General features: G+C 36.1%; 14 protein-coding genes. 12 read left to right on the top strand and 2 right to left on the bottom strand.

Annotated features, from left to right (window positions below; all coding sequences use genetic code 11):
- Positions 1–143: 143 nt before the first annotated feature.
- Complete coding sequence (locus ACJMMI_RS03985; protein WP_405353768.1) at positions 144–1,229, bottom strand: YeiH family protein; 1,086 nt, start codon at positions 1,227–1,229, stop codon at positions 144–146.
- A 105-nt stretch (positions 1,230–1,334) separates the two neighbouring features.
- On the opposite strand from ACJMMI_RS03985, the gene ACJMMI_RS03980 reads away from it, so the two are divergent.
- The 12 genes from ACJMMI_RS03980 (at position 1,335) to ACJMMI_RS03925 (ending at position 11,397) form a co-directional block, all read left to right on the top strand.
- Positions 1,335–2,192 (top strand): LysR family transcriptional regulator, encoded by an 858-nt coding sequence (locus ACJMMI_RS03980; protein WP_405353766.1) that lies wholly within the window; start codon positions 1,335–1,337, stop codon positions 2,190–2,192.
- 54 nt (positions 2,193–2,246) lie between these two features.
- Positions 2,247–2,792 carry a hypothetical protein gene (locus ACJMMI_RS03975; protein ID WP_405353764.1) on the top strand — a complete coding sequence of 182 codons (546 nt, stop codon included), beginning with the start codon at positions 2,247–2,249 and terminating at the stop codon, positions 2,790–2,792.
- A 94-nt stretch (positions 2,793–2,886) separates the two neighbouring features.
- Positions 2,887–3,726: a DegV family protein gene (locus ACJMMI_RS03970; protein ID WP_405353762.1), complete on the top strand. Its 840-nt coding sequence runs from the start codon at positions 2,887–2,889 to the stop codon at positions 3,724–3,726.
- Positions 3,727–3,981: 255 nt separating this feature from the next.
- Complete coding sequence (locus ACJMMI_RS03965) at positions 3,982–4,440, top strand: hypothetical protein (protein WP_405353760.1); 459 nt, start codon at positions 3,982–3,984, stop codon at positions 4,438–4,440.
- Positions 4,441–4,991: 551 nt separating this feature from the next.
- Positions 4,992–6,182: a trans-sulfuration enzyme family protein gene (locus ACJMMI_RS03960; protein ID WP_405353758.1), complete on the top strand. Its 1,191-nt coding sequence runs from the start codon at positions 4,992–4,994 to the stop codon at positions 6,180–6,182.
- Positions 6,179–6,664, top strand: coding sequence for a GNAT family N-acetyltransferase (locus ACJMMI_RS03955; protein WP_405353756.1), 486 nt, complete (start codon positions 6,179–6,181; stop codon positions 6,662–6,664). The genes ACJMMI_RS03960 and ACJMMI_RS03955 overlap by 4 nt, the downstream gene beginning before the upstream one ends.
- A 319-nt stretch (positions 6,665–6,983) precedes the next feature.
- The gene (locus tag ACJMMI_RS03950) at positions 6,984–7,643 is read left to right on the top strand and encodes an amino acid ABC transporter permease (protein ID WP_405353754.1); all 660 of its coding nucleotides are present in this window, start codon (positions 6,984–6,986) and stop codon (positions 7,641–7,643) included.
- The gene (locus tag ACJMMI_RS03945; RefSeq protein ID WP_405353752.1) at positions 7,624–8,298 is read left to right on the top strand and encodes an amino acid ABC transporter permease; all 675 of its coding nucleotides are present in this window, start codon (positions 7,624–7,626) and stop codon (positions 8,296–8,298) included. Before ACJMMI_RS03950 ends, ACJMMI_RS03945 begins: the two co-directional genes overlap by 20 nt.
- Before the next feature lie 4 nt (positions 8,299–8,302).
- Positions 8,303–9,052, top strand: a complete 750-nt coding sequence (locus tag ACJMMI_RS03940; protein ID WP_405353750.1) for an amino acid ABC transporter ATP-binding protein — start codon at positions 8,303–8,305, stop codon at positions 9,050–9,052.
- 29 nt (positions 9,053–9,081) lie between these two features.
- Positions 9,082–9,960, top strand: coding sequence for a transporter substrate-binding domain-containing protein (locus ACJMMI_RS03935; RefSeq protein WP_405353748.1), 879 nt, complete (start codon positions 9,082–9,084; stop codon positions 9,958–9,960).
- A 127-nt stretch (positions 9,961–10,087) separates the two neighbouring features.
- On the top strand, positions 10,088–10,543 hold the full coding sequence (locus ACJMMI_RS03930; RefSeq protein WP_405353747.1) for a hypothetical protein: 456 nt from the start codon (positions 10,088–10,090) through the stop codon (positions 10,541–10,543).
- 203 nt (positions 10,544–10,746) lie between these two features.
- Positions 10,747–11,397: an NUDIX hydrolase gene (locus ACJMMI_RS03925; protein WP_405353746.1), complete on the top strand. Its 651-nt coding sequence runs from the start codon at positions 10,747–10,749 to the stop codon at positions 11,395–11,397.
- Positions 11,398–11,473: 76 nt separating this feature from the next.
- Here ACJMMI_RS03925 and ACJMMI_RS03920 read toward each other — a convergent pair whose 3' ends face one another.
- Positions 11,474–11,932, bottom strand: a complete 459-nt coding sequence (locus ACJMMI_RS03920; RefSeq protein ID WP_405353744.1) for a DUF2798 domain-containing protein — start codon at positions 11,930–11,932, stop codon at positions 11,474–11,476.
- Positions 11,933–12,277: the final 345 nt, after the last annotated feature.

Genomic DNA, 12,277 nt, shown 5'->3' with positions numbered 1-12,277 from the left:
AGTTTACTGATGAAATGCCTAAGACTATCAGCGGAAAAATCAAGCGTGTTGCATTAAAAGTAAGAGCGTAAAAGTTTTGAAATTAACTTAATATATCGAGAAAAATAAAATCACCGCAAGAAAAATTCCAGCGGTGATTTTATTTATATATCAGATGTATAAATTCCCGTCAGACTCTGTACTGACAGCGACACAGCAGTGATTGATACCCAACAGCACAAGCCGAGTAAAATCGGCTTGCCACCGTTTTTTATAAGGTCAATAATATTACTGTTAAGTCCAATGCCTGCCATAGCCATTGCAATAAAGAACTTTGCAAGCCACTTTGTAATGGCAACAAAGGTATCGTTATATAATATTGTAAAACTGCTTTCAGGCATTATTCCAACAACGGTTGTTATAATTGACGCACCAATGAAATAAAGTATAAACCAAGGAAAAATTTTCTTAAAGGAAAAAGAACCCTTTTCTGTGCCAAGTTTTTTAGCTTTCCTCGTTCTGTAAAAAGCAAGGCAAAGCGTAATCGGAATGATTGCAAGCGTGCGTGTAAGTTTTACTGTAACCGCCGCCGAGAGTATTCCGCTTGTATTGTAAATGCTTTCGGCTGTTGATGCAGTGGCGGTGACAGAAGATGTATCATTTACAGCGGTGCCGGCAAATACAGCAAATCCCTCTGTGCCAAGTCCGATAGAATAGCCAAATATTGGAAAAATTAGGGCGGCGAGGATATTAAAGAAAAAGATTACAGAAATTGATCTCGCCACATCTTCATCATCAGCGTCAATTACAGGGGCGGTAGCCGCAATCGCTGAGCCGCCGCAGATTGACGAGCCAACACCGATCAGACAGGCGGTTTTGGATTTGATTTTAAGTACCTTCATCATAATAAAAGCCACAATAAGCGAAGTGGAAATTGTACTGATAATAACAGGCAGACTTTTTGCACCTACAAGGGCAATGGTGTTCAAGTTAAGTGAAAAGCCGAGAATAATTACCGCCCATTGCAAAATCTTTTTAGAAGTAAATTTAATTCCGCCTGAAAAGATATTGTGCTTTGCAAGCTTTGGCGATATAAGCGAGATAATCATACCCGTTAAAATCGCAATTACAGGCACGCCTACAAGTTCAAGTGAAAAATTACCGATGCTTATAAGGCACATAAGCTCGGCAAATGCGGCAACTACCGCACACAGCAGTATTCCACCGAAGTTTTTCTTAATAAAATTCATAAATATTCCTCCAAATTTACATTACCTATTGATTGTAACACCATTTAATGATAATATAAAATTATTGTTTGATATAACATAATAAAAAATATTTATGAGGTTACTATGATAGACTACAGAATAAAAACTTTTCTTATGCTGTGCGATACGATGAATTACCGCAAAACTGCCGAGCTTTTGAATATGACTCAGCCGGCGGTCACTCAGCACATACATTTCCTTGAGAATGAGTACAAATGCAAGCTTTTCCTTTATGACAGGCATACATTAAAAATTACAAGCGAGGGCGAGCTGCTAAAAAACTATGCCGAAAATGTGCTTTTTCAGGAACAAAAGCTTTTTGAAAAAATGAAAATTGTAGAACAAAAAGTTGTGAGAATTGGTGCGACAAAAACAATCGGCGAATATGTAATAGATAAAAAGCTTGCAGAGTATCTTAAAAATCCGAATAACAATCTGCTGATTGATATTGACAATACTGTAAGACTGCTACAAAGACTTAAAAAGGGCGAGCTTGATTTTGCTTTGATTGAGGGCTTTTATGACGGAAAGGAATTTGCAAGCAAGGTTTATAAGGAAGAGGACTTTATAGGTGTTTGCAGTTGTAATCACCCTTTTGCAAACAAGACGATTCCACTGGAAGATTCGTTTTCAGAAACTTTGTTTATTCGAGAAAAAGGCTCCGGCACAAGGACAATTCTTGAGCAGATTTTATCAGAGCAAAATTACACAACAGAACATTTTAAGCGTTGCGTATGCGTGAGCAATTTTGGACTTATGTCAAAGCTGATTTGCGAGAATATTGGTGTGACTTTTGCTTATAAAGCTTTTTTGAAAAGCAATCCACAGCTTTCACCATTCTATATTGAGGGACATAGTGTTGTGAGAAATTTCAGATTTGTGTATCTGAACACACCGGATTCATTAAAGACGGTAGAAAGCTTTGAAAAAATTCTTGCCTAATATAAACACTCTATGATATACTTGTGCTATAAATTAATGAAATGAGCTGATTTTATGGCAAATACAATTCCTACAGAACTTTCTGTAAACGGCAGATTGTTTAGTATAATTAAACTTCTCGGTAAGGGAAAAGGCGGATATTCCTACCTTGCAACAGACGGTACAGATAAATATGTTTTAAAGCAAATTCACCACGAGCCATGCAGTTATTATCATTTTGGCAATAAAATTCAGTCGGAACTTAACGATTACAACCGCCTAAAAGAAATCGGAATAACTATGCCGCAAATGCTTGATATAGATATTGAAAACGAGAGAATTTTAAAGGAATACATTGAGGGCGACACAATTTTTGATATGGTTAAAACCGACAGTGTAAAGCCTGAATACCTTGAGCAGGTAAAGGCTATGTGCAGGTTGCTTTATGCGAGCAATACAAACATTGACTATTTTCCAACCAATTTTGTTGTGCAAAACGAAAAACTTTACTATATTGATTATGAATGTAATGATTATATGGAGGAGTGGAATTTTGAAAACTGGGGCATAAAATACTGGTCAAAAACCTCTGAATTTTTAGAATATCTTAACACTCACTAAAAGAGTCGGCACAAATTCGTGCCGATTTTTTATGCAAAATTTTTCTGAAATATCCGGTTATACTATTAATGTAAATCTATGAAGAGGTGCTTTAATGGTAAAGATAATTACGGATTCTTCCGCAGATTTTGAGCAAGCTGAGTTAAAAGAAAATATGGTGGAATGCATACCGCTTTCAGTAAGCTTTGGTGCAGAGGAGTATAAAGATAATGTTAATCTTACAAAATCAGAGTTCTTTAATAAGCTGAAAAATTCTACAGAGGCTGCAAAAACTTCTCAGCCGTCATTACATGATATTGTAGAAAAGCTTGAGTATGCCGAGCATAGCAAAGACGGTGGTGTGGCAATTTTTATGTCATCAAAAATTAGCGGAACTGCCAATACTGCTGTAACGGCAGCGGAAATGACGGGCTGTAAAAATGTGTATATAGTAGATTCACTGACCGCCTCGGCAGGGCAAAAGCTGCTTGTTGAGTATGCGGTAAAGCTACGCAGACAAGGAAAAACTGCCCTTGAAATTTATAAAGAAATCGAAAATATAAAGCAAAAGGTAACGCTTTTTGCCTGCCTTGATACTCTTGAGTATCTGCATCAGGGAGGAAGGATTACTTCAGCAAAATCAGTGCTTGGCTCGGTTGCACATATTAAGCCTGTTATCAGATTGAGCAGTGGTGAGGTTGAATTGCTTGCAAAAAGCTTTAGTATAAAGCGTGGCATAAAAAGCCTTGCGGAAAGACTTGAAAGAGAAGAACTTAATCCGGAGTTTCCCATATATGTTATGTACTCCGATAACCAAAGCCTTGCAAAAGACCTTGCGGTTGACATAAAAAAACACCTGCCGACTATGGCAAGTGTAAAAACAGTGCAAATAGGTGCAGTAATAGGAAGCCACATAGGCACAAACGCCTGTGGCATTGCATTTGTAAAATTATAGCTTATACTTTGAGCAAGAACATCTTTGAAAAAATGTTCTTGCTTTTTTATATAATAAGTAAAAATTAATAAGCAAAGTCCTGGTTATGGGACAGCTTAAGTAATATAATAATATAATTAATAAAAAATAATGTATATAATAAACATATATTCGGAATATTGACGAATAAAATTATGAATATTATAATATATTTAATGAGTGAAGTTTAATAACAAAATGGCAATATGATCATTTTGTAAGGAATTGGAGGTAAATATGAAGATTCTATTGCGATTTATTTTAAAAAATAACAAACTGCCTCTTGATTATAGGCGTATCATTCTGTCTTTTTTCAAGAGATCGTTATCAGCAGTTGCCGACGGAAAATATTATGAGAAATATTATTTTACACCCGAACGCAGAAATTTTACCTTTGCGGTAAATTTGCCGATGCCGAGGTTCTCTAAAACAGAAATAGAGCTTGGCAAAAATGAAATGAGCATTACATTTTCAACGGCTGACTATAATACGGGATGTGTTTTTATGTCTGCTTTTATAAAGCAAAAGGACAAGCCGATTCCCGCTCCGCTCGGCAACGAAATGAAACTTGTCAGTGTTAATCTTGTGCCGGGAAAAAATGTTACTTCATCATCCGCTGTTGTGAAAATGCTTAGCCCTTTGTGTATCAGATTACATAAAGCCGAGAATAATTCAGATAGGTATACTGGATTTTAAATCTGATAAATTTTGATACTTTATATACAACTCAAAAACTTTTAATCTATCCATACTGGATTTTAAATAACGGCTTTTTATAGTCGATGCAACGACTTCAATTTCTTTTAATCTATCCATACTGGATTTTAAATAGCGGTGCGAAGGTGCAGTTTGGCTCACTTTTTCGCCTTTTAATCTATCCATACTGGATTTTAAATGAATTCTCAAGAAATTCATCAGGAATATCTACAGTCTTTTAATCTATCCATACTGGATTTTAAGTTATGGTTTAGGAGAAAACTTTGAAAATTAACATAAGATTTTGCGTTAGCAAACAATAATTTGATAACATTTAAAACAGCCCCAAAAAAATTTATTACTCAAACAGATAATACTAAAATTTCCACTATTTTTAAAAAGATTATAAAAACCTATTGACAAATAAATACTGTGGTGTTACAATAAACCTACTTTATCAGTAGGAATACTAAGTTTTAAAATATTCCTGCTTAAAGCAATACTTTATATCCGCAGACAAAGCGGAAATTTTTAATCAAAAGGGTGATAATATGAGCGAAAAGAATGTAAAAGATTTAGGCTTTCAGACAAGAGCCGTACATACCGGCAATGGCGTTGACAGCGAAACAGGAGCAATTAAGAGGCCTATAACTATGGCAAACAGCTATGAATTGCCCTATGATCCGAGTGATCTTAACTGGAGCAGTGCAGGTAAAAATCTTTACACAAGAAACGGCGGCTCAAATCAGCAGTATTTGCAGGAAAAGGTTGCTTCTCTTGAGGGTGGAGAGGATTGCGTAGTGCTTGCAAGCGGTGTAGCCGCTTTGTCCGGGCTTTTCTTCGCTTTACTTAAAAGCGGTGACCATGTGATTTTTTCAAGCGTTACATATATTGCGGTTTACAGACTTTTAAATGAACTTTTGAATAATAAATTCGGTGTGGAAACCACAATCGTTGATACATCGGATCCGGAAAATGTCAGAAAGGCAATCCGTCCGAATACAAAGCTTATTCACATTGAAACTCCGGGTAATCCGACACTCACTATTTCAGATATCAAGGCGATTGCAGATATTGCACACGAAAACAATGCACTTTTGTCGGTGGATAACACCTTTGCTTCTCCTTATAACCAAAGACCTGTTGAGCTTGGTGCAGACTTTTCTATTGAAAGCCTTACAAAATACATCAACGGACACGGCGATGCAATGGGAGGTGCTATTATAGGTAAAAAAGAATACCTTGATATCATCAGAGCACAGTCACAGATTAACCTCGGTGCAACAATCAGCCCGTTTAACGCATGGCTTATTATGCGTGGTGCGGTAACCTTGCCGCTAAGAATGAAACAGCATAATGAAAATGCACTCAAGGTTGCAAAATATTTAAAAACTGTTAAGGGCGTAAGCTTTGTGGCTTATCCGGGACTTGAGGATCACCCAAACCACGATATTGCTAAAAAGCAGATGACAAACGGCTTTGGCGGTGTGCTTTCATTCGGACTCAAAGCTGACCACGATACATATAACCGCTTTGTCAGTCACTTAAATGTTATTACATCTGCCGTTTCTCTCGGCCACGATGAGAGCCTTATAGTTTTTCTCGGCGAAAATGATGAAAGACAGTATCTTTATCCTGAAGAATTTCATAACGGCTTTTTCAGATTCAGCGTTGGCATTGAGGACGCTGAGGACATTATCGCAGATCTTGAGCAGGCATTTAAGAAGGAAAATCTTTTATGATAAGAAAAGCTACGGCACACGACTTGCCGGCTATTAAAGAAATTTATAATTATGCAGTTTTAAACACTACTGCTACTTATGACATTAATCCACGAGATGATGAATATTTTGTTAATATGCTTAATGAGCATACAGGCAAATATTTACTCTCAGTTTATGAGGAGGACGGCAATGTAATCGGCTATGTTGCACTTTCTCAGTACAGCAAAAGAGATGCGTATGATATTACCGCTGAGTTGTCGGTATATGTAAAAAATGATTGCCGGCAAAGGCATATTGGCACTCAGCTTATTGACTACGCACTCAAAGAGGCACAAAAGGACAATAAATTTTTAACTGTTGTTTCACTAATTACAAGCGAAAACGAGCATAGTATATATTTGCACAAAAAGTTTGGCTTTGAGTTTTGCGGAAGAATAAAAAATGCCGGATATAAATTTGACAGATTGCTCAGTGTTGACATTTATGCAAAGAATTTCTGAGTTTTTTATCCGATTACCGCATATATATTGACTTTTTCTTATTAATATGGTATTATCAGAACATATAAAACCTATTAGGTTTATAGGACTTTCAGAAAGGAGAGCAACCTTATGACAAAGCTTGTTTCATATGTAAAAAGCTCCATGTGTTGCTGTTGCATGTGCACAATGTGTATGTGTTTATTTCCCATGCTCTCCGATGAAAAGTTATGACCAGATAAAGTTTTACTGACCGGAGTGCATATGTTCTTCGGTCTTTTTTAATGCTTTTTATTGTTCTGTGCATAAAATGTTAAGAGATTAGGAAAAAGGTGAAATAATGAATTGGGAATTTATTTTTAAATATCTTCCTTTGTATCAGGAGGCAGCCTTGCTTACCCTGCGAATCGGATTAATCGGAATTGCCGTTTCTATTATAATCGGTCTTTTCTGTTCGTTGGTTCAGTATTACAAGGTGCCGGTACTCAGGCAGATTGCAACGGTATATATTGAAATTTCCCGAAACACTCCGTTGCTTATTCAGTTGTTTTTTATTTACTATGCGTTGCCAAAGGTTGGTGTGCAGGTAAGTTCCGAGATGGCGGGTTACATTGGCTTGGCTTTTCTTGGCGGAAGCTATATGTCCGAAACCTTCAGAAGCGGACTGGAATCGGTAGATAAAATACAAACCGAAAGTGCACTTAGCCTTGGAATGAAGCACCCGCAGATAATGCGATATGTAATTCTGCCGCAGGCATTTTCAACAAGCGTTCCGCCGTTTGTAGCAAATGTAATATTCCTGCTGAAAGAAACAAGTGTGTTTAGTGCGGTTAGCCTTATGGACTTGATGTTCGTTGCAAAGGACTTAATCGGACTTTATTACAAGACCACAGAGTGTTTGTTTATGCTTGTTGTGTTCTATTTGGTTATATTACTGCCTGTTTCAATACTTGGAAGTGTGCTGGAAAGGAAACTGAGATATGCCGGATTTGGGGATTGATGTTCTCTTTAAGGGAACAAACTTTATACGCCTTTTGGGCGGCTTGTGGACTGCACTTGAAATCAGTCTTATTTCGGTCGCTCTTAGTATACCGCTCGGTATTTTGCTTGGCATTGTAATGACAATGCGTAATAAGGTGATTAAGGTTATAACAAAAGTTTATCTTGAAATTATCAGAATTATGCCGCAGCTTGTATTGCTGTTTATCGTGTTCTTTGGTGCAACAAGAACCTTAGGAATTAATCTTTCGGGTGAGCTTGCCTCGGTAATTGTGTTTACACTCTGGGGCACAGCAGAAATGGGAGATTTGGTGCGTGGCTCAATTATAAGTATTCCAAAGCACCAGTCAGAGAGCAGCCTTGCACTCGGACTCAGCAAGTCACAAACCTATTTGTATATAATAATTCCGCAGACAGTCCGCAGACTTCTGCCGCTTTCAATAAACCTTGTAACAAGAATGATAAAAACCACAAGCCTTATTCTTATGATTGGCGTTGTTGAGGTTATAAAGGTTGCACAACAGATTATTGAAGCAAACCGTGCCACAAGCCCAAATGCAGCTTTTGGTGTGTATCTTGTAGTATTTATAATGTACTTTATAGTTTGCTTCTCAATAAGTATGGTTGCAAAACATCTTGAAAAGAAATGGAGCTGAGGAAATGTCACAGGAACTGTTAAAAATTGAAAATCTTACAAAGCGTTACGATGATAACACTGTATTGCAAAGCATAAATATGACAGTACATCAGGGCGAGGTTGTAGTAATTATCGGCCCGAGCGGCTGTGGCAAAAGTACCTTTTTGCGATGTATCAACGGTCTTGAGCCTATTCAGGAGGGTACAATTTCTTTTGAAGGCGAGCTAATTGACCGCAAGAGCAAAAATATAGCTGAAATTCGTCAGAAAATAGGTATGGTGTTTCAGAATTACGAGCTTTTTCCACACCTTACCGTTATGGATAATATCTTGCTTGCACCTACAAAGGTACAGAAAAGAAAAAAAGATGAAGTAAAAAAAGAGGCAGAAGAGCTGCTTGAAAAGGTTGGACTTAGCGAAAAAAGTAACAGCTATCCACGCCAGCTTTCGGGTGGTCAAAAGCAGAGAGTTGCAATAGTAAGAGCCTTGTGTATGCACCCGGATATCTTGCTTTTTGACGAGGTTACAGCGGCACTTGACCCTGAAATGGTAAGAGAAGTGCTTGATGTAATGCTCGGCCTTGCAAAGCAGGGCAGAACAATGCTTATTGTAACTCACGAAATGCAGTTTGCCCGTGCAGTTGCCGACAGAATAGTATTTTTTGACGGCGGACACATTGTAGAAGAGGGTAAACCTGAGGAGTTCTTTACAAATCCAAAAACCGAAAGAGCTAAAAAATTTCTTGATATTTTTGAGTTTGACTCAATTAAATAAATTTTCATTAAGAAAGAGGAGAGATTATTATGAAAAGACTTACAAAAATCATTTCTGCAATCCTTGCAGTATTAGTTGTTACAGCGGTGTTTGCCGGCTGCTCAAGCTCAAACAGCGAGTCAACTGCTAACGGCTATAGAACCCTTGACGAAATCAAGTCATCAGGCACCATCAACATTGGTGTATTTTCTGACAAAAACCCATTCGGTTATGTTGATGAAAACGGTGAGTATCAGGGTTACGATGTTTACTTTGCAAACCGCCTTGCAGAGGATCTTGGTGTAAAGGTAAACTTTGTTTCAACTGAGGCTGCAAACAGAATTGAGTACCTCCAGACAGGTAAGGTAGATGTTATTCTTGCAAACTTCACAGTTACAGACGAGAGAAAAGAAGAGGTTGACTTTGCACTTCCTTACATGAGCGTTTCACTCGGCGTTGTATCTCCAAAGAGCAACACATTAACAAGTCTTGACAACTGGAACGAAAGCGACAGTATGATTGTAATTTCAGGTACAACTGCTGAAACTTATCTCACAAAGAACTATCCAAACATCAAACTTCAGAAGTATGACGCATACGCACAGGCAAAGACTGCTCTTGAAAACGGCAGCGGCGTAGCTTGGGCAAACGATAACACCGAGGTTATTGCATATGCAAACCAGAACAGCGATTTCGTTGTAGGTATTCCACAGCTTGGCACAGCAGATACAATCGCTCCTGCTGTTACAAAGGGCAACGATACACTCCTTAACTGGATTAACGATGAAATCAAATCACTCGGTAAGGAGAACTTCTTCCACAAAGATTACGAGGCAACACTCCTTGACACATACGGCAAGGATTACGAAGACCAGCTTGTAATCGAGGGCGGCGAGATTGCTTCTTCTACAAACGATACAGCTAAATAATTTAACTTAATATCCTACAAAATAACGGCAGTCGGAATTTAATCCGGCTGCCGTTTTGTGTTTACAACAATGTGAAAATAAAGTATAATTTTGTATATAATATTATATAATTTAAGAGGATAGAAATATGAATGAAATTGTTTATTTGTATGAATTGGATTCAATATGCAATACAAAAAAAGAAATGGAATATGCCTTGGATAAGGCACTATATGAAGCAATTGTTTTAAATGGCGATAAAGTTGCTCTAACATTCAATCAATTTGCTGACTCTGTATTTATAATGTCGTTTTTGAAAAATGATAGAATGAGAAGTGTTTTAATTGATTTATTTAAACAACATAGAATTGTAATATCAAAATATAAACAGAATGATGAGGAGATTTCTTCGGCTGTCCGATATGTCATAAAACAAATTAATAGAATACTTACAAGCGGTGACGAAAATTTTGTTTTTTCAGCGATCAGCTGTTTGAATATAGATAATTTAGATCAAAAATTATTTGTCCTATCTATAATAAGAGATGCATTAATCTACAATGATAACAATATTAATTCTTTATTATTCAGGTATAGCAATTGATTATTTAATGGATGGCGTAAATTATTTTGTCAGAATATCAAGTGCAATACTTGGTATTATAGCAGTTATCCTTGGGGATATAGTTGGATATGTTTTAAAAGTACCAAATCTGATAGAAACTTTTTTTGATAAGCAGCGAAAATTCATTCTGAAAAATTATAGAAATATAGTCAAGCATCAACTTTATAATAAGGAGATTAATTATGTCGCAGAAAAGTTTGAATAAATATTTTGAATTAATTCAAGAAAGATCTAAAGAGTTTATTACAAATAATTTTCTTAAAATTATTACAGACAGAAAAATGCTTGAACAATATGAAAAACAATATAATTGTGATTTGGGCGTTGTATATGAGAGCGATTATCATTTACTTGTGGTAGATTTAGTATGCAGTAATGATAATATTTTTAAATATGAAAGATTGATAAAAAGGCATTCAGGAAACTGTGTTGTTATAATACCTATTTATAATGAAAAATTTGTTTTGCTAAATCAATATAGATATTCTCTTCAAGAAAATCAAATTTGCTTTCCACGAGGATTTGGTGAATCTGGGCTTAAAGTAGAAGAAAATGCAAAAAAGGAAATAAAGGAAGAAATTAATGCAGACACCATATCTTGCGATATAATAGGAACTGTTGTTGCAGATAGTGGCGTTTGTGGGGAAAAAGTTGCTATATGTCTTTGTGAAATTTCAAAACCTTTTATAAATGAACATTATGAAAATATTGACGAAATTAATTTGTGTTCTATAGATGAATTAACTGAGTTAATTAAAAATAATGCAATAAATGATGGATACACACTATCAGCGTTTAGTTTATATATGTTAAACAACGGCAGTCAAGATTAATTTGAGTGCCGTTGTTTTTTGTGTTTCTTTTTTTATTTATCAATATTACCCCAACTTTAATTATATAGCCTTTTATTTACTTATTTTTAAAAATATGTCTGAAAACAAATCTTGCTATCGGACCTGCTATTATGAGCTGTAACGGCAGAGCCATAATGAAGTTTTTGCAGTAGGTGATAAGGTAGTTCGGTATAAAGTCATAGGTAAAGCCATAGCTGTGAAATACGCCGATTATGCTTGCAAAGGCTACCTGAGCAATTACTGTGAAAATCTGAATTGCAAAAATTATAAATATAGGTCTGTCGCCGGGCTTTACAATTTTAAACGCAAATTTCTTGGCAAAGCGACTTGAAACAAAATACGCAAGTAAAAATATAATTATGTATTCAATCCACATATTTTGTAAAGTGGTGAGAAAGCTCATATTAGTAAAGCTTTCAGTAGCAAGCACAGTATTGTACAGCGTCATACCATACACCATAATAAATGCAGTGATTGCAGTAAAAAATAATGATTGTATTCTTGTTTTTGGCATAAAAATCCTCCTGTAACGCAAAAAAGACAATAAAATAAGCCTTTCCGTCTGACATTGGAAAAGCGACATTTATTGTCTTTGTTTCGTGTATTTAATTTTATTTTATACTTATTTTAGCAGATTTTTTGAATTTAGTCAATGAAAAATTTCTTGCATAATTGTTCTGAAAATAAAAAATCTTTTTTGTAATGTTGGAGTGACATTGATAAATTATGGTTTAGCAACGGTCAGGAAATTTTGTTTAAATTAGCACAGACTTTATACTCGAAAATAAAATTTAGGTCCACCCTTTTTAAAGGGTGGTGGGTGTGGGCAAAGCCCGCAATACTTTAGCTAACGCAAAGC

Source organism: Ruminococcus sp., assembly GCF_045129435.1.
Lineage (GTDB): Bacteria > Bacillota > Clostridia > Oscillospirales > Acutalibacteraceae > Ruminococcoides.
Note: the sequence above shows the minus strand (reverse complement) of the source record. Positions and strands in the feature narration are given on the sequence as shown.